At 63.4% G+C, this 22670-nt stretch carries 24 protein-coding genes and 1 riboswitch; of the genes, 5 read left to right on the top strand and 19 right to left on the bottom strand.

The features are described from left to right. Positions 1–39: 39 nt before the first annotated feature. A complete protein-coding gene (locus tag ACMGGW_RS17065) occupies positions 40–480 on the bottom strand; it encodes a winged helix-turn-helix transcriptional regulator (protein ID WP_197832427.1) in 441 nt (146 codons plus the stop codon). A gap of 95 nt (positions 481–575) precedes the next feature. Here ACMGGW_RS17065 and ACMGGW_RS17060 point away from each other — a divergent pair, with 95 nt between their 5' ends. Continuing rightward, on the top strand, positions 576–1799 hold the full coding sequence (locus ACMGGW_RS17060; protein ID WP_197832428.1) for an MFS transporter: 1224 nt from the start codon (positions 576–578) through the stop codon (positions 1797–1799). Here the strand turns inward: ACMGGW_RS17060 and ACMGGW_RS17055 are convergent. The 4 genes from ACMGGW_RS17055 to ACMGGW_RS17040 all read right to left on the bottom strand — a co-directional run bounded on the left by ACMGGW_RS17055 (position 1796) and on the right by ACMGGW_RS17040 (position 5572). Beyond that, entirely contained in the window at positions 1796–2221 is a 426-nt protein-coding gene (locus tag ACMGGW_RS17055; protein ID WP_043138029.1) for a GNAT family N-acetyltransferase, read from the bottom strand. The genes ACMGGW_RS17060 and ACMGGW_RS17055 overlap by 4 nt on opposite strands. A 70-nt stretch (positions 2222–2291) precedes the next feature. Then, entirely contained in the window at positions 2292–4256 is a 1965-nt protein-coding gene (locus ACMGGW_RS17050) for an FUSC family protein (RefSeq protein ID WP_197832429.1), read from the bottom strand. A gap of 4 nt (positions 4257–4260) precedes the next feature. Beyond that, on the bottom strand, positions 4261–5298 hold the full coding sequence (gene mdtN / locus ACMGGW_RS17045; protein ID WP_197832430.1) for a multidrug transporter subunit MdtN: 1038 nt from the start codon (positions 5296–5298) through the stop codon (positions 4261–4263). Positions 5299–5308: 10 nt separating this feature from the next. Continuing rightward, a complete protein-coding gene (locus ACMGGW_RS17040) occupies positions 5309–5572 on the bottom strand; it encodes a YtcA family lipoprotein (protein WP_004941494.1) in 264 nt (87 codons plus the stop codon). 217 nt (positions 5573–5789) lie between these two features. Between ACMGGW_RS17040 and ACMGGW_RS17035 the strand changes: the two genes are divergently transcribed. The 4 genes from ACMGGW_RS17035 (at position 5790) to ACMGGW_RS17020 (ending at position 8762) form a co-directional block, all read left to right on the top strand. Continuing rightward, positions 5790–6404 (top strand): TetR/AcrR family transcriptional regulator, encoded by a 615-nt coding sequence (locus ACMGGW_RS17035; protein ID WP_025303883.1) that lies wholly within the window; start codon positions 5790–5792, stop codon positions 6402–6404. A gap of 91 nt (positions 6405–6495) precedes the next feature. Further along, a riboswitch (TPP riboswitch) is annotated at positions 6496–6592 on the top strand. Positions 6593–6627: 35 nt separating this feature from the next. Next, positions 6628–7419, top strand: coding sequence for a hydroxyethylthiazole kinase (thiM, locus tag ACMGGW_RS17030; protein WP_049209536.1), 792 nt, complete (start codon positions 6628–6630; stop codon positions 7417–7419). Further along, positions 7419–8219 (top strand): bifunctional hydroxymethylpyrimidine kinase/phosphomethylpyrimidine kinase, encoded by an 801-nt coding sequence (gene thiD, locus ACMGGW_RS17025; RefSeq protein WP_025303881.1) that lies wholly within the window; start codon positions 7419–7421, stop codon positions 8217–8219. Before thiM ends, thiD begins: the two co-directional genes overlap by 1 nt. Before the next feature lie 84 nt (positions 8220–8303). Next, complete coding sequence (locus ACMGGW_RS17020) at positions 8304–8762, top strand: inhibitor of vertebrate lysozyme family protein (RefSeq protein WP_060434395.1); 459 nt, start codon at positions 8304–8306, stop codon at positions 8760–8762. A gap of 39 nt (positions 8763–8801) precedes the next feature. On the opposite strand, the gene gutQ is transcribed toward ACMGGW_RS17020, so the two are convergent. The 14 genes from gutQ to manD all read right to left on the bottom strand — a co-directional run bounded on the left by gutQ (position 8802) and on the right by manD (position 22509). Next, positions 8802–9773, bottom strand: a complete 972-nt coding sequence (gutQ, locus tag ACMGGW_RS17015; RefSeq protein WP_016926691.1) for an arabinose-5-phosphate isomerase GutQ — start codon at positions 9771–9773, stop codon at positions 8802–8804. Then, positions 9766–10539, bottom strand: coding sequence for a glucitol operon DNA-binding transcriptional repressor SrlR (gene srlR / locus ACMGGW_RS17010; protein ID WP_033635559.1), 774 nt, complete (start codon positions 10537–10539; stop codon positions 9766–9768). The genes gutQ and srlR overlap by 8 nt, the downstream gene beginning before the upstream one ends. A gap of 83 nt (positions 10540–10622) precedes the next feature. Beyond that, positions 10623–10979 carry a transcriptional regulator GutM gene (gene gutM, locus ACMGGW_RS17005; RefSeq protein ID WP_141967260.1) on the bottom strand — a complete coding sequence of 119 codons (357 nt, stop codon included), beginning with the start codon at positions 10977–10979 and terminating at the stop codon, positions 10623–10625. 46 nt (positions 10980–11025) lie between these two features. Beyond that, entirely contained in the window at positions 11026–11805 is a 780-nt protein-coding gene (gene srlD / locus ACMGGW_RS17000) for a sorbitol-6-phosphate dehydrogenase (protein WP_197832431.1), read from the bottom strand. A 10-nt stretch (positions 11806–11815) separates the two neighbouring features. Continuing rightward, positions 11816–12178 carry a PTS glucitol/sorbitol transporter subunit IIA gene (srlB, locus tag ACMGGW_RS16995; protein ID WP_004941520.1) on the bottom strand — a complete coding sequence of 121 codons (363 nt, stop codon included), beginning with the start codon at positions 12176–12178 and terminating at the stop codon, positions 11816–11818. 22 nt (positions 12179–12200) lie between these two features. Continuing rightward, positions 12201–13181 (bottom strand): PTS glucitol/sorbitol transporter subunit IIB, encoded by a 981-nt coding sequence (gene srlE / locus ACMGGW_RS16990; protein WP_025303875.1) that lies wholly within the window; start codon positions 13179–13181, stop codon positions 12201–12203. Between the two features lie 15 nt (positions 13182–13196). Next, positions 13197–13745, bottom strand: coding sequence for a PTS glucitol/sorbitol transporter subunit IIC (gene srlA, locus ACMGGW_RS16985; protein ID WP_020828107.1), 549 nt, complete (start codon positions 13743–13745; stop codon positions 13197–13199). Between the two features lie 235 nt (positions 13746–13980). Further along, positions 13981–15030 (bottom strand): class I fructose-bisphosphate aldolase, encoded by a 1050-nt coding sequence (fbaB, locus tag ACMGGW_RS16980; protein ID WP_025303873.1) that lies wholly within the window; start codon positions 15028–15030, stop codon positions 13981–13983. A gap of 206 nt (positions 15031–15236) precedes the next feature. After that, on the bottom strand, positions 15237–15923 hold the full coding sequence (locus ACMGGW_RS16975; RefSeq protein ID WP_025303872.1) for a GntR family transcriptional regulator: 687 nt from the start codon (positions 15921–15923) through the stop codon (positions 15237–15239). 98 nt (positions 15924–16021) lie between these two features. Continuing rightward, positions 16022–17353 carry an MFS transporter gene (locus ACMGGW_RS16970; protein WP_099816844.1) on the bottom strand — a complete coding sequence of 444 codons (1332 nt, stop codon included), beginning with the start codon at positions 17351–17353 and terminating at the stop codon, positions 16022–16024. Then, on the bottom strand, positions 17334–18839 hold the full coding sequence (locus tag ACMGGW_RS16965; protein WP_197832432.1) for a mannitol dehydrogenase family protein: 1506 nt from the start codon (positions 18837–18839) through the stop codon (positions 17334–17336). Before ACMGGW_RS16965 ends, ACMGGW_RS16970 begins: the two co-directional genes overlap by 20 nt. A gap of 52 nt (positions 18840–18891) precedes the next feature. Next, a complete protein-coding gene (locus tag ACMGGW_RS16960; protein ID WP_025303869.1) occupies positions 18892–20181 on the bottom strand; it encodes an MFS transporter in 1290 nt (429 codons plus the stop codon). 91 nt (positions 20182–20272) lie between these two features. After that, positions 20273–21289 (bottom strand): Zn-dependent oxidoreductase, encoded by a 1017-nt coding sequence (locus ACMGGW_RS16955; RefSeq protein WP_161781783.1) that lies wholly within the window; start codon positions 21287–21289, stop codon positions 20273–20275. 5 nt (positions 21290–21294) lie between these two features. Continuing rightward, positions 21295–22509, bottom strand: a complete 1215-nt coding sequence (manD, locus tag ACMGGW_RS16950; RefSeq protein ID WP_197811307.1) for a D-mannonate dehydratase ManD — start codon at positions 22507–22509, stop codon at positions 21295–21297. Positions 22510–22670: the final 161 nt, after the last annotated feature.

Below are 22670 nucleotides of genomic sequence, written 5' to 3'. Positions count from 1 at the left end.
TGCAATAGCGCAAGGTGATGCAGGCTTTATTGAGACGCTTCATACCTTCACCAACCGGGTATTCAGCGGGGTGAGCGTTTGCCCGGCGCTGCCGATCGGCGTCAGGCGCGGGACGGGGCGGCCGCTGTCACTTTCCACCAGCGTTGAGTGCGCTTCTCCCTCGGCGAACAGATGATCTTCCCCCCACTGACGCAGGCCGACGATCACCGGAAACAGCCCGCGGCCTTTCTCGGTCAGCACATATTCCTGATAGGCGCTGCCGTCTGCGGCGGGCACGATCTCCAGCACGCCGTGCGTCACCAGCGCGCGCAGGCGGGTGGCAAGGATGTTCTTCGCCATCCCCAGCCCTTTTTGAAATTCGCTAAAGCGGGTGACGCCATCGAAGGCGTCGCGCACGATCAGCAGCGACCACCAGTCGCCAATCACATCCAGCGTGCGCGCCACCGGGCACGGCGCGTCTTCCAGGCTTTTACGTTTCACGGCGGTTATCTCCAGCTGCACATTCTGGTTGCATTATAAAACCTCTGTGCCTAAAGTTCATTGGGTTTAATAATGAAACCAGATTGAGGTGTGTAATGAGCGACAAACTGCTGGATCCCCCCTGTGCGGTGCTAGGGCGCCTGCCGGCCAGCCTGGTGCTGCTGCTGGCTGCCGCCAGCGCATTTAGCGTGGCCAACGTTTATTATGCGCAGCCGTTGCTGGACGCTATCGCCCATGATTTTTCCATCAGCCTGGCGGCGGTCGGCATGGTGATCACCGTGACTCAGTTGGGCTGCGCGCTGGCGTTGCTGTTGGTGGTGCCGCTGGGGGATTGGCTGAACCGGCATCGGTTGCTGGCGGGACAACAGCTGGGGCTGATCGGCGCGCTGCTATTGGTGGGCTGGGCGCACAGCGCGCCCTGGCTGCTGGTAGGGATGTTGCTGGTAGGCTTATTGGGCACCGCCATGACGCAGGGGCTGATCGCTTACGCCGCAGCCCTGGCGGCGCCGCAGGAGCGCGGGCGGGTGGTTGGTGCGGCGCAGGGCGGAGTGGTGCTGGGATTGCTGCTGGCGCGCACTCTGTCCGGCGCGTTGGCGGACGTTGGCGGTTGGCGCACGGTGTATTTCTTCTCTGCCGGAGTGACGCTGGTATTGCTGCCGATCCTGTCGCGGCTGCTGCCTGCGCCGCACACCACTCCCAGCACGCTGAGTTATCCCGCGCTGCTGCGTTCGATGCTGAGCCTGTTGCTGCATGACCGCACGCTGCAAATTCGCGGCATGCTGGCGCTGCTGATGTTCGGCGCTTTCAGCCTCTTTTGGAGTTCGCTGGTGTTGCCGCTGAGCCAGGCGCCGTTCAACTTCAGCCATGCCGCGGTGGGGGCGTTCGGCCTGGTCGGCGCGGTGGGCGCGCTGGCGGCGGTGCGCGCCGGGCATCTGGCGGATCGCGGGCTGGGGCAGGCGGCCAGCGGCGTGTGTCTGCTGCTGTTGACGCTGGCCTGGCTGCCGCTTGGTTTGCTCGGCAGCGGCCTGGTTTGGCTGGTGGCGGGCATCGTGCTGCTGGATCTGGCGGGCCAGGCGATCCACGTGCTGAACCAGAGCATGATCTTCAGCGCGCACCCGCAGTCGCACAGCCGGCTAGTGGGCTGCTACATGCTGTTTTACGCCGTCGGCAGCGGGCTGGGCGCCTTTGCCGGCACCCATATGTACGCCTGGGCGGGGTGGAGCGGCGTCTGCTGGCTGGGGGCGGGCGTCAGCCTGAGCGCGCTGCTGTTTTGGCGGCTGACGCTGCGCGGCATGCCGGATGCGGCGGGTAAGGGCTAGCGGGCCGGCGAATGCATCAGGTAATAATCTTCTTCGCCGTCGTTACCGGTAGAGATGATGCGCCAACCGTGTTTGCGGTAGAACGCCAGCGCATTTTCATTCTTCACCAGGCATTTCAGCGAGCCGGTGGCGGTGAAGGTGGCTTGCGCTGCCTGCAGTAGCGCACTGCCGACGCCGCGCGGCGGCTGATGGGGATCGACATACAGGTTATGAATGAAGTTATCTTCGCGGTAGACGGAGACGAATCCCAGCAGCGTGCCGCCGTCTTCCGCCACCCAAATCGCTTCGCCCAGCGTCGCGCCGTCGAAATCTTCCAACTGATAGTTTGAGGTATCGCGCCAGCCGAACGCCGCCTTGCGCGACGCCAGGTACAGCGTGCGCAGGAAGGGGCGATCGGTCTCTTGGTAGGGTCTTATCTGCATGGCATCTCCCGGTGGTTTGTGCTCACTATAGCGCATTGCACCGGGCGTGCACGGCCACAAACGGAAAATGCTAGGCGTCGCCCCAGGCGGGCAGGCGATTGAGCCCGTCGCTCAACTCCTGAGCCAGGTGGCGCACGGTGTCGGCATGCAGGGCGGCCAGCGGTGGATGAAAGTCGGGCGTCCGCAGCGCTTGCGGCGCGCTGGCAAGCTGCGCCGCATACTCGGCGAGAACGCGCCCGCCCTGGCGTTGCACCTCGATCAGCGCCTGGCGTTCGTGCACGGACAGCGCCGCGCCGCCGCCTGCCAGATAGGTGTTGAGCTTTTCGCTGGTCAGCAACAGGCTGCGCGTCTGGTTAAAGATCAGTTGGATGTGCCGGGTGAAGCTTTCATGGTTATCATCTGCCAACTGCCAGGTAGGCTCCAGCGTCACCCGGGCCACCACCGCTTCGCAGCCCTCGATCTTTTGCCAGATGCCGATGGCGTTTGTGTTCTCGCCGCCGAAGAAGCGCGCCAGTTCCCGCAGCACGTTGGCAACCTGCTGCCGCAGCGACTCCCCTTCGTATTCCGGCCACAGCGTGGCGTGAATGAAAGTGGCGAACCCTACCCCCAGCACGATGCCGATCAGGCGATCGCGGATCTCGGTCAGCTCGGTGACCGGGCCAAAGCTTTCCAGCAGCGCCAGGGAAAAGGTGAACAGGATCTGTACCCCTGCATAGCTTATCTTCTCGGAGCCGGCGGCGATCCAGGCGGAGAGGGCGATCACCGGCAGCGTCAGCAGCAGTAAGCCGACGAGGCTGTCGAGGTGAGGCATGATCCACACCACCGAGATCAGCGCCAGCAGACTGCCGATCGCCGCGCCGCCGAGACGCAGCCGCGCCCGCCGCTGTGTGGCGCCAAGGCTGGGCTGGGCCACGATCAGGCAGCTCAGCATGATGGTATGAATGCCGGGCCAATCGACGGCGGTATAAAACACGTAGGCGACCAGCACGGTCAGCAGCGTTTTCAACGAAAACTGGATGTAAACCGGGTTGGTCAGGGCGTCGGGGGTAAAGAAGGGCACTTTCGGCGGCGGCGCGGCCTGCAGGGCGTCGGCGTAGTCGCTGCGGTTGGCGTAGACCTGCAGGAGGCCGGCCATTTCATTGAGCGGCGCCGGCACCTGCGGATCGTCGCTGCCGGCGATCGCGACGGAAAATCGCAGCGCGCTGTCGTGGCTGATCGCGGTTTGCAGCGCGCGGCAGGCGGCATCTATCTCTTGCGCCAATTTACGCGCGGCCGCGCCGAAAGCCGGCGGCAGCTGGTAGGCCAGGATATTGAGCTGCAACACCAGGGTGATCAGCGCCAGATAACCGGGCTCGTTGGCGCGGCAGCGATCGCTGCGCATCACCGAGAAACGCAGCAGCTTATGCAGCTCGGTGGCGTGCTGCGAGATGGCGCTCAGATCGCGCGTCTCGCCGCCGTGGGCCAACATAGCGCGGGTTTCGTCCAACACCGCGATCATCCGGCCCTTTAGCTGCTTTAGCGGTTCGGCCGGCAGCAGCAGGGTATTGACGATCAGGGTGAGCAGAATGGCGTAGTTGATCGCCACCCATACCCACAGCACCAGCCGTATCACCACTTCCGCCTGCGGAGTGAGATCGACAAAGCTTTGCGTGTAGATCACCACCAGCGCCATCAGGAAGAACAGCACCCCGACCTTGGTCACCCGCATCAGGAACACGCTGAGGAAAAACAGCGCGCTGGAGAGCAGAATGCGCAGCATCGGGTAGTCGTAGGTGAACTTCAGTACCAGGATAGCGGCGCCGATCGCCAGCGTGGAGCTGACGAAAAACAGGATACCGATCGCGCGGGTGATCACGATATTGGACTGCGTGATAAAGAAGACAGCGATCAGCGACAGTGCCAGCCACGGCACCTGCAGCGTCTGCGAGATCACGATGGCGATCGCGCTGGAGAGCAGGGCACGGATCACCAGGTTGATGCGGCTGTCCGAAGGGCGCAGCTCGTCGATCAACCGGGACAGCCAGCCGCGAGACATCGTTTTACTCTTCATGGCGCAGGTTCAGCTTGGCCACCGCCGAAGCGCCCACGCGGAACAGCGCCGGGTTGGGGGCCTCTACCGCGATCTTGACCGGGAAGCGCTGCGAAACGTGCACCCAGTTGATGTTGCGCGACACGTTGGGCAGCCCACCCAGCACGGTGCCGCCGTCGTCGGGCTGCACGCCGTAGCTGATCGACTCCACCTTGCCGCTGAAGGTCTGGCCGGCGTCGCTCATCAGATACAGCGTGGCCGGCACGCCGGGATGTACGCCTTTCAGGTCGGTTTCGCGGAAGTTGGCGACCACGTACCAGCGGCGGGTGTCGATCAACGTGAACACCGGTTTGGCGCTGGAGGCATATTGGCCGACGGTGGTTTTCAGGGAGGCGATGCGGCCGTCGAACGGCGCTCTCACCTCGGTAAATTCCAGGTTCAGCTTGGCGATAGCGATGTCGGCCTGCACTTCGGCGCGCTGCGCGACCAGGGCTTCGACGCCGCTGACGGCGGCTTCCGCCTGTTTCGCCTGCAGCAATGCGGCCTGCAGCTCCGCCTGCGCCGAGCGCTGGGAGGTGCGGGCGGTTTCCACTTCTTCCGCCGAAACGTAGTTCTTGCCGAGCAGCTTTTGCCGGCGGTTAAGGGTGTCGGTCGCCTGCGCCACCAGCGCCTGTGAGCGTTTGACGATGGCGTTCATCGATTCGGCGTTGTACTGCTGTGCGTTGACCGAACGCTGCGTCAGCTTGATCTGTTCATTCAGCGTGATCAGGCGCGCTTCGCTGGCCGCCAGCGCGTCCTGGTAAGGGCGCGGATCGATGCGGAACAGCAGATCGCCTTGCCGCACTTCCTGGTTGTCGCGGATCGGCATCTCGACGATGCGACCGTTCACCTCCGGCACCACGTCGATGGTGTCGGCATAGGCGTAGGCATCGTCGGTACTGGGGGCGTTTTCCACCCGCCAGACGACGACGGCGGCCACGATGAGCGTCAACGCCAGGATGGTAAGCACCAGCAGTCTGCGCTTGTTGGAGGTTTGTGGTTGGGTCATGGCGTCAGTCTCAGTGGGGGAAAACCAGTAACCAGGTCAGCATGGCGATCAGCGCGGTCAGCGCCGGATACGTCAGCAGCTGCGGCGCCAGCCAGGCGCGTTTTTCCGGGGTGCGCAGCAGCAGGTGGATCGCCACCATGCCCGCCACGCCGCCGCACAGGCAAAACAGCCAGTCGGGGAACGAAGCGCCGAACACCACCATGGACGGTGCCGGCGAGCACCCGGTGAGCAACAGCGCGGTCAGGCAGGTGATAAGCAGTTTTTTGTCGGGCATAGGGCGTTCTCTGGCGATTGGCTTGGTCGACGGGCCGAATGAAATGACTCTTTTTCAGTGAGTGAGGTCACTGTTTGTCACCCCCATGCTTGCGCAAGGGGAAACTAGAATAAATACTCTACTCTAAACTAGAGGGGGGAATCTAGTTTTTTGTGTCACCCTGCCTTCGCGGCGGCAAATGGGTATAATGCGTTGATGACAGCGGGCAGAAACGAATATGCAAATCGACGAAAACATCACCGGGCGAGAGCCACAGCAGGAAAGAGGGCGGCAACGCGTACAAACCATTCTGGATTCGGCGGCGGCGATCGTGGCGCAGGACGGCCTGGCGGCGCTCAGCATGCAGCGGCTCGCCAAGCACGCCAAAACCTCCATCGGTTCGATGTATCACTTTTTTCCCGATCGCCACGCGGTGATCAAGGCGCTGGCAGATCGGCATACCGAGTCGATTGAGGCGCTGGTGCGCGACATGGCGTTGGCCAGTGACGATGAGTGGCGGCGCCTCTCCGCTGAAGCGGTGATCCAGCGGCTGTTTTCACCCTATGCGCAGTACCTGCGTGAGCATGCCGACTACCTGCCGGTGATGCGGGAAATGAACCTGCCGGATGAAAAGTCCAGCTTCCTGACGCTGATCGCCAGCGTGTTGCAGCTGCGCCGCCCCGAGACCGCCGAAGCGGAGATCCTGCAGCAAACCCGGCTGTTGCAAAGCCTGGTGGCCGGTACGCTGCACCATATCTTCAAGACGGCGCCGCAGAGCGTGGCGTTCACGCTGGCGGAGCTGCCCGGCGTGCTGAGCCTGTATCTGGCGGGAAAAGAGGGAAACATCGCTTAGGCGCGAGTCAATTTATTCGCTTGTTTGTCCGCGCCGCCGCTGGCATGATCCCCTGCAGGGATTAACGCAACGTTGATCACAACCTATTGATTTTCATGACTCGGGGTGCCCTTCTACGTGAAGGCTGAGAAATACCCGTATTACCTGATCTGGATAATGCCAGCGTAGGGAAGTCACGGCCGCCCAGCCGGCGCCGCCTTCTTGAACGCCGGTTGGGAGGAATATGATCGCTCGACCTGATGCACTACCCGGCGCGCGCGCCGCGGCCTGTCTGACCCAATTCCTACAGCGGCCTCCGCTGATCCACTGCCTGACCAACGAAGTGGTGCAATCGCTGACCGCCAACGTGCTATTGGCGCTCGGCGCTTCCCCGGCGATGGTGGTGGAGCCGCAAGAGGCGGCGCAGTTCAGCGCGCTGGCCGACGGCCTGCTGATCAACGTCGGCACCCTCAACGCGCTGCGTGCCGAATCGATGCGGGCGGCGGTGGCCGCCGCCAATCGGGCCGGCAAGCCCTGGACGCTGGATCCGGTGGCGGTCGGTGCGCTCTCCTACCGCACCGCCTTCGCCAAACAGCTGCTGGACGAGAAACCGGCGGCGATACGCGGCAACGCTTCGGAAATCATGGCGCTCAGCGGGTTGCTGGCCAGCGGCCGCGGCGTGGACAGTGGCGACGATTCGCTGGCGGCATTGCCCGCCGCGCGTGAGCTGGCGCAGCGCAGCGGCGCGGTAGTCGCGGTCACCGGCGCGGTGGATTACGTCACCGACGGCCAGCGCGACTGGGCGATCGAAGGCGGTTCCCCGCTGATGACGCGGGTGGTGGGCACCGGCTGCGCGCTGTCGGCGGTGGCGGCGGCGTTTTGCGCCCTGCCGGGCGATCGCCTGGACAACGTGGCGACGGCTTGCCGGGTGATGTCCCACTGCGGCGGCCTCGCGGCCAGGCAGGCCGCCGGGCCGGGCAGCTTTACGCCGGCGTTCCTCGACGCGCTGTATCAACTGCGCGGGGAGGATCTGTGATGAAACGCATTAACGCGCTGACCATCGCCGGCACCGATCCCAGCGGCGGCGCCGGCATTCAGGCCGATTTGAAAGCTTTCTCGGCGCTCGGCGCTTACGGCACCTCGGTGATCACCGCGCTGGTGGCGCAGAATACCCGCGGCGTGCAGTCGGTGTATTACATCGATCCGGCGTTCGTCGCCGCGCAGCTGGACTCGGTATTCAGCGACGTGCGCATCGACAGCGTCAAGATCGGCATGCTGGCCAACGCCGACATCGTGCAGGCGGTAGCCGAACGGCTGCGCCATTACCGGCCGGAATTCGTGGTGTTGGACACCGTAATGCTGGCGAAAAGCGGCGATCCGTTGCTGGCGCCGGAGGCGGTGGCGTCTATCCGGCGCGAGCTGTTGCCGCTGGTGTCGATCATTACGCCGAACCTGCCGGAAGCGGCGGCGCTGCTGGCGTGCGCGCCGGCGGAAGATGAAGCGCAGATGCGCGAGCAGGGGCGGGCGCTGCTGGCGATGGGCTGCCGGGCGGTGCTGATGAAGGGTGGCCATCTGAGCGAAAGCGAGAGCCCGGACTGGCTGTTTACCGCAGAAGGCGAGCAGCGCTTTACCGCGCCGCGCGTCGCCACCCGCCACACCCACGGCACCGGTTGCACGCTCTCGGCCGCGCTGGCGGCACTGCGCCCGCGCCATGCCGACTGGGCGGCCACGGTGGCCGCCGCCAAGGACTACCTGCAACACGCGCTGCAACAGGCGGACACCCTGGAAGTGGGGCACGGCATCGGGCCGGTGCATCATTTTCACGCCTGGTGGTGAGTCAACTTTTTGCCGCAACCGTGGTCTGACTAGTTCAGGCCCGGTTTGACGGGCGAAACCTGATTTAACCTAGGGAGAAGGACTATGACGGGACACCAGGCGCTGCGTTGCGCCCTCTTCGGCGCACTGCTCAGCTTCAGCGCGGGCAGCTTTGCCCAGCAGATCGTCACCACGTCGGATTTAATTCAGCAGCCGGGGTATCAGGCCAGCTGGCAAAACATGGTGAAAGGCCAGGCGCGGATGCCGGGCTGGGCGCGCAAGGGCGTCGGCACCTCTACGCCGGCGCAGAACCTGAGCTGGAAGGGCAAAGAGTATCTGGTCGGCAACCTGTGCAAGCCGCACGACTGCGGCAACAACTTTTTGATCGTGGCGTTCAGCGCGGATAAATCTCAGGCCTGGGGCGTGCGGGTCGCGGTGGAAGATCGGCCGGAAGCCGTCGATCATCCGAAGAAGTATGCCAAGTACCAGTGGCTAGGCAAGCCGAATGACGACATGAAAGCGCTGCTGAAGCAGCAGTTCGAGAACAATCCCGATTGGAAATGATCTGACCGGGGGCGCCTGTGATGGCGCCCCCGGCGTTGATCAGCCGATGCCGGCCTGATGCAGATCGTGCAGGTTGAGCGCCCCCACCAACACACCGTCCATATCGACCACCGGGGCCGCGCTGATGTGCTGTTCGTGCAGCGCTTCCAGCGCCTCGCCGGCGCGCCACTGCTCCGGCAGCCGATAGCCGGGGCGGGTGATCGCCGGGCTGAGCGGATCCTGCAGGCTGTTGCCCTTCACCAGCCAGCGGCGCAGGTCGCCGTCGGTAAATACGCCCACCACCCGCTGCTGCGCGTCGCAGACCGCCACCAACCCGAGCCCGGTGCGGCTCAGTTCCAGCATCGCTTCCATCACGTTGGCGCTTTCGCTCACGCGCGGCAGGCGATCGCCGGTGCGCATCAGGTGATGCACGCGGTTCAGCAGGCGCGCGCCCAGACTGCCGCCCGGGTGCGAGCGGGCGAAGTCTTCCGCGTTGAAACCGCGCTGGCGCATCAGCGCCATCGCCAGGGCATCGCCCATCATCAGGGTGTTGACCGCGCTGGAGGTGGGCGCCAGCCCCATTGGGCAGGCTTCTCGCTCGACGCCGATATCCAACACGCAGGCCGCGGCCTGCGCCAGCGGCGACTCTTTGCCGCCGGTAACGGCGATCACCGGAATACCGTTCTCCGCCAGCAGCGGCAGGATCAGGTCCAGCTCTTTGGCGCGGCCGGAGTAGGAGATGAACACCACCACGTCGTCGGCGCCGATCATGCCGAGATCGCCGTGCAGCGCCTCCGCCGGGTGCACGAAGAACGACGGCGTGCCGGTGCTGGCCAGCGACGCGGCGATCTTCTTGCCGATATGGCCGGACTTGCCGATGCCGGAAATCACCGCTTTGCCACGGCAGTTCAGCAGCAGTTCGCAGGCGCAGACGAAGTTGTCGTCCAGGCGCGCCAGCAGGCGCTGCGCTTCGGTCAGCTCGATCTCCAGCGTTTCGCGGGCGAAGGCGAGCAGGGCGTTGGCGTTACTCATCGGGGTCTCCTACCAGAAGGATATTGATGCCTTTCGCCTGCAGGGCGGCGAGGTAATCGGGGTTGATGTCTCGGTCGGTGATCAGCGTGTCGACGGCGCTGAGTTCGCACACCACGTTCGGGCTCTTACGGCCGAATTTCGAGGAGTCGACCAACAGAATAATGCGGCCGGCGGCTTCGCACATCGCTTTGCTGACGTTGTGCACTTCGTTGAAGGTGGTGACGCCGGCGTTGAGATCGACGCCGTCCGCGCCGATAAACAGCTTGTCGAAGCTGAACTGCTGGAACGCCGATTCGGCCAGGCTGCCGTGGAACGAGGCCGATTTTTTGCGGTAGGTGCCGCCGGGCATCAGGATGGTCTGATCGTTGTCCAGCTCCACCAGCGCGTTGACGATGGTCAGGCTGTTGGTCATCACCGTGATGTTATTGAACTGCGCCAGGTGCGGCACCATCTGCAGCACCGTGCTGCCGGCGTCGAAGATCAGCGAGTCCCCGTCGGCGATCAGCGCCACGGCGGCGCTGGCGATGTGGCGCTTTTTCTCGGTATTGATATGGGTTTTGCGGTCGATCGGCTGATCGCCGTCATCGCGGCTGAGCACCACGCCGCCGTAGGTGCGGATCACCTCGCCTTCTTCTTCCAGCAGGGTGAGATCCTTGCGGATGGTGGTGCCGGTGGTGGAGAAATGCTCGGCCAGGGCGTCCACTGCCGTTTTGCCATGCCGCTGCAGATATTCAAGGATAGCGGCCTGCCGCTGCTTTGGTTTCATCGCGATTCCCGTTCACAAGAGTGGGGCATTTTCCCTCGCTGAATAATTCACTATGAAAGGTAATGCCTTTTAATGTGAAAATATCACGATTTGGGTTCAATCGCTAACGATAGTGCAGACTGGCATGCGCGATCCTCGGGGAAGATCACATCCGGGCGCAAATCCCGCTGATGCAAACCGTGCAATCGAGGCAGCGGTCGGGGCCGGGCGAAAACGGTCAGGCCGCGTAGCAACAGGCTGCCGCACACCCGCCGATCGGCATCGAAGGCCAGCGCCAGCACCACCCGCGGGCGGAAACGGCCGCCGGAACGGCCGACGCCGACGGCGCCCAGTTGGCACAGGCCGTCGAAGGCGCGGTTGAAGCGCTGCAGTTGCCACCAGCCGAAGGCGATTTGCAGCAGCCAGGCCAGCAGTGCGAAGGCGATCAGAGCTTGTGTCATGGGGTTCTCCTTAGGCCCCCTTCCGCGGGAGGGGGCGTCGGTGGCGTCAGAACATTACCTGGCCGCCGGTGATGTTGATCGACTGGCCGGTGCAGTAAGAGGCCTTCTCGCTGGCGTAGAACAGCAGGGTGTTCAGCACGTCCTGGTAGTCGCAGCCGCGTTTCAGCGGCACCTTGTCGATGTAGTACTGCTCCACCTGTTCCGGCGCGATGCCCAGTTTTTGCGCGTACTGCGGCAGCAGCGACTGGAACATCGGCGACTTCAGCAGGTTGCCGAGCATCAGTGAATGCACGGTAATGCCGTACTCCGCCAGATCGAGCGCCAGCGACTGCGTCAGCCCCACGCCGCCGAACTTGGCGGCGCTGTAGCCGGAGTTGTGCTTGCTGCCGACCTTGCCGGACTTGGAATTGATCTGAATGATGCGCCCGGCGATGCCGTCACGGATCATCAGGCGCGAGAATTCGCGGGCGCAGAGGAAATAACCCACCAGGTTCACCTGCAGCGAGCGGTCGAAGTCGCCCAGCGGGAAGTCGGTGATCGGCGCCGCCTTGGCGATGCCGGCGCTGTACACCAGCAGGTTGGCCTGGCCGAACGCCCGGTCAACCGCCGCCGCCAGCGCGATCACGCTCTGTTCGTCGGTGGCGTCGGCCTGAAAACCGCAGGCGCTGCCTGCGCCAAACGCTTCGTTGATCTGCTGTGCCACCTGATTGGCATTGTCGGCGTTCAGATCGGCCACCGCCACCCGATAACCGGCCTGCGCCAGCCCGTGGGACAAAAAGGCGCCTAACGTTTGGCCGCCGCCAATCACTACAGCTACTTCAGACATGGTCTACTCCTTATGCGATAAATGACAGCGTGCTGCCCAACGGGATATCGGTCGGCGTCGGGCCGGATACGTGGATCGAGCCAGGGAATTCAGCTTCGGCTTCGCCGTCGAAGCGCACGGTGATGTGGCCCAGTTCGCGCAGGTTCTGCGTGGCAACGCTGCCGACGGCGGTGATGGCGTAGCGCTGCTGCGCCAGCTCCATCACGCCGCCGACCTGCAGCTCACCGGCGGTTGCGCCGTGGCGGTGGATGAAGCAGAACTCTTCGATATCCGCCGGCGCGCCTTCACGGAAGGTGATCAGCATGTTGTCCAGCAACGCGTCGCGGGCGCAGCCGCCGATCTGCGTGATGGTGGTATGAAAAATGGTGTGCATAAACGTCTCCCTGGGAATCAAATTATTGATAAATAAAGGCCGAGGCGGCCCAGGCGATCAACACCGTCGGCGCGCCGGTCAGGAAGCGGCCGACCAGCACCGAGGGTACGCCGACCCGCACGGTGTCCTGCTTGGCTTCCGCCAGCGACAGGCCGACCGGAATGAAGTCGCAGGCGGCCTGCGCGTTGATGGCGAACAGCGCGGGCAGCGCCAGCTGCGGCGGAATATGGCCGAGGCCGATCTGCACCCCGACCAGCACGCCGATCACCTGGGCGATGACCGCGCCGGGGCCGAGGAACGGCGACAGCAGCGGGAATGAGCAGATCAGCGCCAGCGTTACCAGGCCGATCGGGCTGTTGGCCAGCGGCGTCAGGCCGTGAGCGATAAAGTCCCCGAGGCCGGAGGCCATGATGATGCCGATCAAGGCCGAGACGAACGCCATAAACGGCAGGATGGTCTTCAGCACGGTGTCGATGGTGTCGCGCCCGGCCTGGAAGAACACCGCCACCACCGATCCCATGCCCATGCCGACCTTCGCCAGCAGCCCGTCGCTTTGCTCGGTGATCTTCTTGCTGGTGTCGTAGTCGCGCGCCTTGGGCGGCGCGGCAACGGCGGCGGCGGGTTGGCTATCTGCCGCTTCGATTCGGCTGATGTTGTGGTCACGCACGCCGGAGACATAGATGTCTTCGAGGATAAACTGCGCCAGCGGGCCGGACTGGCCGGTGGCGTGGATGTTGACTGTCGGAATGCGGCGTTTCGGATACAGGCCGCAGCGCAGGGTGCCGCCGCAGTCGATCACCGCCACGCCGATCTCTTCTGCCGGCGGCTCGCCCTCTTTGAAACCGTCGACGGCCGGCCAGCCGGTCAATTCGCTGAGGCGATCGACGATCGAAGGCCGGGTGCCGGCGGTGATGTACACCACTTTCTTGCCGGGCTCTATCGGCAGCTCCAGGGGGCCACCCCAGCCGCTGGCGCCTTTTTCAATACGGATATAAGCACTCATGCTGCACTCCACGAATTAAAGTTGCACCTGGCGATCCAGACGGATGCCCATCTTGCGTTCGAACAGGCTGGTGGTCAGATCGGTGATCCAGCCGCGGAAGAAGTTGGTGAACAGCCCCACCAGGAAATAGCTCACCGCCAGCGGGCCGAGCGGCAGGCCGAGGGTGGTCAGGCCGCTGGCGATACCGAGGTAAACGAACAGCTCGCCGGGGTTGATGTGCGGGAACAGGCCGTTCATCGAGTGGCAGCTGTAGGAGGCCGCCGCGTAGTAGCTCGGCTTGTATTTCTCCGGCATGAAGCGCCCCAGGCTGAGGGTCATCGGGTTGCAGAAGACAAAGGTGCCAATCAGCGGCAGCAGCAGATAACGCGAAACGGGGTTGCCCGCGCAGCGCTGCGCCAATCGTTCGATACGTTCCTGGCCAACAAATTTGATCAGCGCGTTCATGATAACCAACAGGCTGATCAACAAAGGTAAAATGCCGGTCACCATGCCGACAAACACTTCACCGCCTTTCTGAAACAGGCCGATAAACCACTCGGCGCCGTGGGTGATTAGCTCAATCATTATGTTCTCCTGTAATGGACTGATATGGCCTGGAGCGAACGGCGGCTCTGTCGCCATGGGCCTTACAGTAGTCACTTTGTTGGGCTATTTGTTTTAAATAGATCACAATTTGAAAGATAAATATTTTATTTTGAAAGTTTAAAGTGAAAGAAAGGGAAGGTCTGTGGCACGAGGGGGAGAAAGCGGGCACAAAAAAGCCCGGCGAGCCGGGCTTTGGGACAGGCGGTCTGTCACATCAGGCGATGGTGACCTTCTTGTCCAGGTAGGCGTCTTGCACGGCGTTGATCAGCGCCACGCCGTCTTTCATCGATTTCTTGAAGGCTTTACGCCCCAGGATCAGGCCCATGCCGCCGGCGCGTTTGTTGATCACCGCGGTGCGCACCGATTCCTGCAGGTCGTTCTCACCGGCGGCGCCACCGGAGTTGATCAGTCCAGCGCGGCCCATGTAGCAGTTGGCCAGCTGGTAGCGCACCAGATCGATAGGGTGATCGGTGGTGAGTTTGTTGTAGACGCGATCGTCGGTATAGCCGAATTTCACCGCACGGTAGCCGCCGTTGTTTTCCGCCATTTTCTGTTTGACGATGTCGGCGCCGATGGTGGCGGCGATGTGGTTAGCCTGGCCGGTCAGATCGGCGCTGGAGTGGTAGTCCACGCCGTCCTTGGTGAACGCCGGGTTACGCAGATAGGCCCACAACACGGTGACCATGCCCAGCTCATGCGCGCGCTCGAAGGCGATCGAGATCTCTTCGATCTGGCGGCGCGACTGCTCGGAGCCGAAGTAAATGGTGGCGCCGACCGCCACCGCGCCCATGTTGAACGCCTGCTCGACGCTGGCGTACAGGGTCTGGTCGTACTGGGTCGGGTAGCTCAGCGTTTCGTTGTGGTTGAGTTTGACCAGGAACGGGATCTTGTGCGCGTAGCGGCGCGATACCGACGCCAGCACGCCGTAGGTGGAGGCGACGCAGTTACAGCCGGCTTCAATCGCCAGCTCGACGATGTTCTTCGGATCGAAATACAGCGGGTTGGCGGCGAACGAGGCGGCGGCGGAGTGCTCTATGCCCTGATCGACCGGCAGGATAGACAGGTAGCCGGTGCCGGCCAGGCGGCCGTGGTTGAACAGGGTTTGCATCGAACGTAGCACGCTGTTGGGGCGGTTGTTATCGATCATTACGCGGTCGACGAAGTCGTCGCCCGGTAGGTAGAGATTCTCGGCGGGGATAGTGGTACAGCGGTGTTGCAGCAGATCTTCCGCTTCCTTTCCTAGCAACTGCACAATATCAGTCATGATTCACTCCCGATTAAGCTTCTTCATACACCGGCAATGCAAGGGTTTTTGACCACCGGCGCAGTAAAAAAGCGGTGATTGAAGCTGTAAAGCGATGCTACCGAACTTGATCCGGCAAGGACAAACAATAGATGCGATTGAGAGGAAATGCCATTGGCGTGGCCAAATACGCGGGGGCGATCGCCCCCGGCGCGCTAAGCGATTGATTATTCGATCTCGAACCACTCGGTGTTCTGCAGGGCGATCGGGGTGATGGAGTAGATCATCTCCTGCAGGTGATCGTGGATGGCGCGCTCCGCCGCCTCGGCATCGCGCGCTTTCAGCGCCTCGTAGATGCGGTAGTGCTGCTTGATCAGGCTCTCCGGCGGCGAGACTTCGCTCAGGCTGAGGAAACGCACTCGATCCATGGTGGCCTTGATGGTTTCGATGGTCTCCCACGCCAGCGGGCAGTCGGCAAACTGGGTCAGCAGTTGGTGGAATTCGTCGTCCAGCGCCAAAAACTCGCGCGTTTGCCCGTTCTGCGCCGCCAGCGCCTGGCGGTGCAGATTATGCTCCAGCGTCATCAGCTGCGCCGGGGTGGCGCGCTCGGCCGCGCGGCGCACGATGGCGCATTCCACCGCCTGACGGATAAAGCGCCCGTCGGCCACGCGCTTGGCGGAAATCTTCATCACGAAGGTGCCGCGCTGCGGCAGGATCTGCACCAGGCCGGCCTCCGCCAGCTTGATGAAGGCTTCGCGCACCGGCTGGCGCGAAACGCAAAAGCGGGTGGAAATCTCTTTCTCGGACAACAGGGTGCCGGGGGGGATGGTGCAGTCGACGATATCCTTGCGCAGGAAGCGATAGATCTGCTGGTTGACCGGGACGTTGTTGGTGAGACTGTACGTTTCAGACATGGCGACAATCAGGCATCTGGCTGGAATTCGAATGCCACCATACTAGCAGATTATTGGTTAAGGGCGGGGGGATAAATCCGCCCGCCGAGCAGGGTAACTCAGTGATGCCAATCCTGATATTCCTGCTTGCGCCGCGCTGGCGCAGTTTCCGGCATCAGGCTCAGGCCGATGGCCGACACCACGCCCAGCACCATCATGTACCCCGCCAGCCCGTAGTAGTGGCCGCCGGTCACCTGCAGGATCTTCACCGCCAACAGCCCGAGAATGCCGCTGCCGATCAGCGAGCCGATCTGCCAGATCAGCGCGATGCCGCTGCAGCGCACGCGGGTGGGGAACAGCTCCGGGAAGTAGGAGGCCTGCGGCGCGTAGCACATGCTGTGGCCGAAGGTCAGCACCACGATCATGGCGATCTGCGTCACCCAGAAACTATCGAGGTTGATCGCCATAAAGAACGGCACGATGCACACCACCTGCAGCAGCGCGCCGGCGATGTACACCGGTTTGCGCCCCAGCCGATCGGAGAGGCGGCCCATCAGCGGAATGGTGAAAATCTCCAGCAGCACCGCCACGATCATCGCCTCCAGCAGAATGGTTTCGTTGAGGTGGTTGGCCTTGCCGTAGGCCAATACGATCACCGTGAACATGGCGAAGGCGCAGGCTTCGATCAGCTTGGCACATACCCCTTTGCCGATAAGGCCGGGATAGCGGCGGGCCACTTCCACCACCGGCCGGCTCTCCACCGCTTTGGTGGCGCGGATCTGGGTAAACACCGGCGATTCGTCGATCCTCAGGCGAATAAACAGCCCGACCAGCACCAGCAGCAGGCTGAGCAGGAACGGAATGCGCCAGCCCCAGTCCAGCATCTGCGCCGGTGACAGCACGGCGGTCAGCAGCGCGAACAGCCCGGACGGCAGCAGGAAACCGGCGGGCGCGCCGATCTGCACCCAACTGGCGTAGAAGCCACGCTGGGGCGGCGGCGCATATTCGGCGGTCATCAGCACCGCGCCTGCCTGTTCGCCGCCGACGCCGAAGCCCTGCAGCACGCGGATAAAGATCAGCGCGAGCGGCGCCCAGATGCCGATCTGCTCATAGGTGGGCAGCAGGCCGATGCAGAAGGTGCCGAGGCCGACGATCAGGATGGTGATCACCAGCGCCTTCTTGCGGCCGACCTTATCGCCGATGTGGCCGAACACGATGCCGCCCAGCGGGCGCGCCAGAAAACCGACCGCGTAGGTGGCGAAGGCCGCCAGCGTGCTGATCAGCGGATCGGCGCTGGGGAAAAACAGCTGGCCGAAGAACAGCACCGCGGCGGTGCCGTAAGCGAAGAAATCATAATATTCGGCGGCGGTGCCGATGGCCGAAGCGCTGGCGACGCGCCGCAGCAGCGGTTGATTGCCGGTATTGACGGCGTTATGCGTGGTGACGGTCATCGGAAACCTCCCGGTCGGTAAGCGGCAGAGCGGCGACGGCGGCTTTGGCCCCCAGGCTCAGCAGTTGATGATAAGCGTGGCTGACGGCGCGGACGAAGTCAGGCGAATCGGGCAGATCGTGGCCGAAGACGCTGTCGAGTTGCAGCAGCGCCAGGACGCGGGGCCGGCCTTCCTCGCTGCCGGCGACCAACGCGGCGAGGCGCTCGCGCAGCGGATCGCTGATATCGATCGGCCCGCCTTGTTCATCGCGGCCGCCGACGTAGCGCATCCAGCCAGCGACGCCCAGCGCCAGGCAGTCGAAGCGGCTGCCACGCGCCAGATGCCAGCGGATCGCGTCCAACAGCCGCTGCGGCAGCTTCTGCGTGCCGTCCATGGCGATCTGCGCGGTGCGGTGTTTCAGCGCGCGGTTGCGGTAACGCTGCAGCAGCGAGTCGGCATACTGCGCCAAATCGACGTTCGGCACCTGCAGGGTCGGCGCCTGTTCCGCCAGCATCAGGTGACGGGCGGCGCGGACAAAATCCGCATCCTGCATACAGTCGCCGACGTGCTGATAACCGGCCAGGTAGCCGAGGTAGGCGAGGAAGGAATGGCTGCCGTTCAGCATGCGCAGCTTCATCTCCTCGTACGGCAGCACGTCGCTCACCAGTTCGGCGCCGGCCTTTTCCCAGGCCGGGCGCCCCTGAGGAAATCGGTCCTCAATGACCCACTGGCTGAACGGCTCGCAGGCCACGCCGACGTCATCCTCGACGCCGCCCAGCCAGGTGCGCAACTGCCGGCGGGCCTCCGGCGTTACCGCCGGCACGATGCGATCCACCATGGTGGAAGGGAAGGCGACCTCTTGACGCACCCAGTCGGCCAACGCCGGATCCTGCCGCTGCGCCAGTTCGACCAGCACCTGGCGCGTGACCCGGCCGTTAGCCGGCATGTTATCGCAGGACATCACGGCGAACGGCGGCAGCCCGCGTTCACGGCGCAGGCGCAGCGCCGCCAGCAGCAGCCCCGGCGCCGACTGCGGCTGTGCCGGGTGGGCGATATCGTGCGCGATCGCCGGGTGTTCCTCCATCAGCCGACCGCTGGCGGGGTGGTAGCAATAGCCCTTTTCGCTGATGGTCAGCGAGACGATGGCGATCTCAGGCTGTGTCAGGGCCGCCAGCACCGCCGCCAGCCCGTCGGTTTGCAAGTGCAGCGCCTGGCGAACCACGCCGATGACCCGGCCCCGCCAGCCGTCGTCGTCCATATCCGCCACCGAGAACAGCAGGTCCTGTTGCCGTAGGTCGGCGATCTTTTGCTGGCCGTGCTGCATGCTGATTTCGCAGTAGCCCCAGTCACTGCCGTGCTCGCTGGCCAGCCTGTCGGCGTACATCGCCTGGTGCGCGCGGTGAAACGCGCCGAAGCCGATATGCGCCATGCGCGGTTTCACGCGCTCACGTGCGTAGCCGGGCCAGATAACGGCGGCCGGCAGCGCGCTGTGGTCGGAAAGTCTCATGTTCAATGTCCCTGGAGAGGTAAGCAAAGGGGCGAAGCCGCCCCGTCTGGCGTTAGGGTTTTAAGATTTGCACGCCCGCCGTTGCGCGCGGCGCCTTGATCACCAGCAGCACCAGCAGCGCGCCCAGCGCGGCGACGCCGCCCGCCAGCATAAAGGCGCTGTCGAATTTGCCGGTGTTCTGCACGATGTAGCCGGTGACGATCGGCCCGATGATGCCGGAGACGCTGCCGATCAAATGAATGAACCCGCTGGCGCCGCCGACCCGGGATTTATGCACCACGTCCTGGATAATCGCCCAGTAGAGAGCGCCGGTAATGTAGAGGAAGAAGATCGACACCGACATCAGCATCACCGCCGGCACCACGCTGCTGACGGTGCCCGCCAACGCCACGCACACCGCTGCCGCCAGCAGGCTGGTGACCAGCACGATCTTGCGTGACAGCAGCAATTTGCCGGTGATGTTGAAGATCTTGTCGGAAATATAGCCCCCGAGCGCCAGCCCGACGAAGCCGACGATCCACGGGATCATCGTGGTCAGGCTCATCTCTTTGATGTTCAGGTTGTGCGCCTGCACCAGATACGAGGGGAACCAGCTCAGGAAGAAGAACAGAATGTAGTTGTAGCAGAAGAAGGCGAAGGCGGTGACCAGAATGATCGGCTGCTTCAGGTAGTAACCCAGCCCGTGAGCGGCGTCGCTCAGCGCGCTTTCCTCGCCGAGATTTTCCTGTTTCAACTGTGCGATCAGCGCCCGTTCTTCGTTGCTGACGCGTTGGCTTTTCGCCGGGTTATCCGCCACCACGAAGAACCACACCAGCATCCAGACGATGCCGATGGCGCAGATGATCATAAACGCCGGCCGCCAGCCGAACGCCAGCGCCAGATAGCCGACGATCGGCCCGGCCACCGCGCCGCCCAACGGTGAACCGGCGCTGAGCAGGCCCATAGCGGTCGCCGCCTGTTTCTTCGGGAACCAGCCGTTGATCATCTTGTTGGCCGAGGCGCAGATCGGCCCTTCGGCCATGCCGAACAGGACGCGCAGGATCAGCATTGAGTAAAAGCCGGTGGCGATCGCCGTCATGCCGCAGAAGATGGACCACAGGCCGACCGCCACGCCCAGCACCAGCGTCGGGCCGAAGCGGTCGACCGCCAGCCCGCCGACGAAGTTGAAGATGGCGTAGCCGAAGAAGAAGCTGCCGAAGATCAGGCCGAACTGTTCGGCGTTCAGCATCAGATCCTGTTCGATCATCGGCACGGTGATCGACAGCGCCACGCGATCGAGGTAGTTGATCATGTAGACCATGAACAGCAGGAACACGATGGTCCAACGCAGGTTTTTAAACATAAAGCACTCCACTGGGTGTCGTTTTAATCGTGATGCTTCGTTGTTTGCACGGGCGGCGGGTGCCGCCCCATGCCCCGATGCTGCCGTGACGTTACTCGAACTGCAGCAGTACCTTGCAGCAGGTGCGCTGATCCCGCTCGAACATCTGCATTGCCCGTTCGACGTCGCCGGCGGGCACGCAGTGGGTGAGTAGCCGCTGCGGGTCTAGCTTGCCGTCCGCCATCCAGGCGATCACCTGTGGGAAGCGCGCGCTGTTCAGGCGCGAGGAGAAGATCGACAGCTCCTTGCTGGTGATGCTCTGCTGGGTCAGGGTGCAAGCGTCGCCGGAAAAGCCCATGATGCCGATGCGCGCCGCCGGCGAAGCCAGCGCGATCGCCTCCGGCAAAATGGCGGGGTGGCAGGCGGCATCGACGATCAGCGTCGGCTGAACGTCGCGCTGCTGCAGCGCCTGCGGCAATGCGGCCTCGGCGTTGTTGAATACTTCGTCGGCACCGTTGGCGCGTGCCATGTCCAGCCGTTCGGCGATGCGATCGACGACCCACACCTGCTTGACGCCGTACACGCCTTTCAGCGTCTGGATCACCGTGAGCCCCATCGGCCCGGCGCCGTAGATCAGCGCGATGTCGTCGGGGCGTGGTTGCAGATGGGCGGTAATGTTGGCGGCGATAGTGAAGGGTTCGATCATCGCGGCGTGGCGATCGCTGATGGCGGCCGGAACCGGATAGGCGTTGCGTGCCGGCACGCAGGCGTAGTCGCTGAAGCCGCCGTCGCGGTGCACGCCGATCACCTGCAGCGAGGTGCAGACGTTTGGGCGGCCGACCGAACAGGGATAGCAGTGGCCGCAGCTCACCACCGGGTCTACCGAGACGCGTTCGCCGAGGCGCGCCGGATCGACGCCTTCGCCCAGCGCATCGATCAGGCCGAAGAACTCGTGGCCGATCACCCGCGGGTAGCGGGCGAACGGGTTATGGCCGTGATAGATATGGACGTCGGAGCCGCAGATGCCGGCGAATTTCACCTTGACCCGCACCTCGCCGGCCGCCGGTTGCGGCAGCGCGCGCGTCTGCAGCGCCAGGCGCCCGGGCTGTTCGATCACGACGCTGCGCATGGTGTTTACCAGTTCCATAAGGTGCCATCCTTCAGACGCGCGACCGGCAGGTAGGCCGGTTCATACGGGTAACGGGCCGCCAGCTTCTCATCGAACTCGATGCCGATGCCCGGCTTGTCGCCCGGATGCATATAGCCGTCGTCGAACGTCCAGCTGTGCGGGAACACCTCGAGCATCTGCTCGGAATAGCCCATGTATTCCTGCACGCCGAAGTTCGGCACCCACAGATCGAAATGCAGCGCCGCCGCCATGCAGATCGGCGACAGATCGGAAGGGCCGTGAGAACCGGTGCGCACCTGATACAGCGAGGCGAAGTCGGCGATGCGCCGCATGCCGGTAATGCCGCCCGCGTGCGTCAGGGTGGTGCGGATGTAGTCGATCAGCTGTTCTTCGATCAGCTGTTTGCAGTCCCAGATGCTGTTGAACACCTCGCCGACGGCGATCGGCGTGACGGTATGCTGGCGGATCAGGCGGAAACAGGCCTGATTTTCCGCCGGCGTCGGATCCTCCATCCAGAACAGGCGATACGGCTCGGCGCTTTTACCAAAGCGCGCCGCTTCAATTGGCGTCAGGCGGTGGTGCATGTCGTGCAGCAGGTGCTCGTTGAAGCCGAACCTGTTGCGCACCGCGTCGAACAGTTTGGGGGTGAAATCGAGGTATTTTTCCGTCGACCACAGCTGCTCTTCCGGCCAGTCACCCTTGGTGGCCGGCTCATAGGCCTGGCCTTTGCCCTTGGCCATGCCGTAGGTGGTTTTCATGCCGGGCACGCCGCATTGAACGCGGATCGCCTTGAAGCCTTGTTCTTTATGTTTAGCGTAGTCGTCGAGCACCTCGTCGATCGAGTGGCCGGTGGTATGGCAATACACCATCACTCCCGAACGTGAGGCGCCGCCCAACAGCTGATACAGCGGCATGTTGGCGGCCTTGGCCTTGATGTCCCACAGCGCCATGTCGACGGCGGAAATGGCCGACATGGTCACCGGGCCGCGCCGCCAGTAAGCGCCTTTGTAGAAGAATTGCCAGAGGTCTTCGATCCGCTGCGCGTCGCGGCCGATCAACTGCGGGCAGAGGTGATCTTTCAGGTAAGAGGCCACCGGCAATTCGCGCCCGTTCAGCGTGGCGTCACCGAGGCCGATGATGCCGTCATCGGTGGTGATTTTCAGCGTGACAAAGTTGCGCCCCGGGCAGGTGACGAACACCTCGGCGTTGACGATTTTCATAACCTTCACATCCTGTAGCTGCGGAGAGATAGCGCGAAAATACGTCATGAACTAACTACCATACAAGTATGAATTGATGAATTTGCCGGAGAGGATCACATTTGATCGCGAGTGGAAGCGGATGAACGGAGGGGAAGAAGTGGGGCGCAGCGGCTGCGCCC

Source organism: Serratia sp. BNK-4 (genome assembly GCF_048685115.1).
GTDB lineage: Bacteria > Pseudomonadota > Gammaproteobacteria > Enterobacterales > Enterobacteriaceae > Serratia > Serratia bockelmannii.
The sequence above is the reverse complement of the archived record's forward strand: the minus strand, read 5'-3'. Positions and strand labels throughout refer to the sequence as shown.

Bases quoted from the DNA above. Each gene is read 5' to 3' on its own strand.
- ACMGGW_RS16975 (WP_025303872.1), bottom strand. From the start codon at position 15,923: ATGTCTGAAACGTACAGTCTCACCAACAACGTCCCGGTCAACCAGCAG.
- ACMGGW_RS16955 (WP_161781783.1), bottom strand. From the start codon at position 21,289: ATGCGCAGCGTCGTGATCGAACAGCCCGGGCGCCTGGCGCTGCAGACG.
- ACMGGW_RS16960 (WP_025303869.1), bottom strand. From the start codon at position 20,181: ATGTTTAAAAACCTGCGTTGGACCATCGTGTTCCTGCTGTTCATGGTC.
- thiD (WP_025303881.1), top strand. From the start codon at position 7,419: ATGAAACGCATTAACGCGCTGACCATCGCCGGCACCGATCCCAGCGGC.
- srlB (WP_004941520.1), bottom strand. From the start codon at position 12,178: ATGCACACCATTTTTCATACCACCATCACGCAGATCGGCGGCTGCGCC.
- srlE (WP_025303875.1), bottom strand. From the start codon at position 13,181: ATGAGTGCTTATATCCGTATTGAAAAAGGCGCCAGCGGCTGGGGTGGC.
- gutQ (WP_016926691.1), bottom strand. From the start codon at position 9,773: ATGAGTAACGCCAACGCCCTGCTCGCCTTCGCCCGCGAAACGCTGGAG.
- gutM (WP_141967260.1), bottom strand. From the start codon at position 10,979: ATGACACAAGCTCTGATCGCCTTCGCACTGCTGGCCTGGCTGCTGCAA.
- srlA (WP_020828107.1), bottom strand. From the start codon at position 13,745: ATGATTGAGCTAATCACCCACGGCGCCGAGTGGTTTATCGGCCTGTTT.
- srlD (WP_197832431.1), bottom strand. From the start codon at position 11,805: ATGTCTGAAGTAGCTGTAGTGATTGGCGGCGGCCAAACGTTAGGCGCC.
- ACMGGW_RS16970 (WP_099816844.1), bottom strand. From the start codon at position 17,353: ATGACCGTCACCACGCATAACGCCGTCAATACCGGCAATCAACCGCTG.
- ACMGGW_RS17050 (WP_197832429.1), bottom strand. From the start codon at position 4,256: ATGTCTCGCGGCTGGCTGTCCCGGTTGATCGACGAGCTGCGCCCTTCG.
- ACMGGW_RS17020 (WP_060434395.1), top strand. From the start codon at position 8,304: ATGACGGGACACCAGGCGCTGCGTTGCGCCCTCTTCGGCGCACTGCTC.
- ACMGGW_RS16965 (WP_197832432.1), bottom strand. From the start codon at position 18,839: ATGAGACTTTCCGACCACAGCGCGCTGCCGGCCGCCGTTATCTGGCCC.
- manD (WP_197811307.1), bottom strand. From the start codon at position 22,509: ATGAAAATCGTCAACGCCGAGGTGTTCGTCACCTGCCCGGGGCGCAAC.
- thiM (WP_049209536.1), top strand. From the start codon at position 6,628: ATGATCGCTCGACCTGATGCACTACCCGGCGCGCGCGCCGCGGCCTGT.
- ACMGGW_RS17040 (WP_004941494.1), bottom strand. From the start codon at position 5,572: ATGCCCGACAAAAAACTGCTTATCACCTGCCTGACCGCGCTGTTGCTC.
- fbaB (WP_025303873.1), bottom strand. From the start codon at position 15,030: ATGACTGATATTGTGCAGTTGCTAGGAAAGGAAGCGGAAGATCTGCTG.
- ACMGGW_RS17035 (WP_025303883.1), top strand. From the start codon at position 5,790: ATGCAAATCGACGAAAACATCACCGGGCGAGAGCCACAGCAGGAAAGA.
- ACMGGW_RS17055 (WP_043138029.1), bottom strand. From the start codon at position 2,221: ATGCAGATAAGACCCTACCAAGAGACCGATCGCCCCTTCCTGCGCACG.
- srlR (WP_033635559.1), bottom strand. From the start codon at position 10,539: ATGAAACCAAAGCAGCGGCAGGCCGCTATCCTTGAATATCTGCAGCGG.
- ACMGGW_RS17060 (WP_197832428.1), top strand. From the start codon at position 576: ATGAGCGACAAACTGCTGGATCCCCCCTGTGCGGTGCTAGGGCGCCTG.
- mdtN (WP_197832430.1), bottom strand. From the start codon at position 5,298: ATGACCCAACCACAAACCTCCAACAAGCGCAGACTGCTGGTGCTTACC.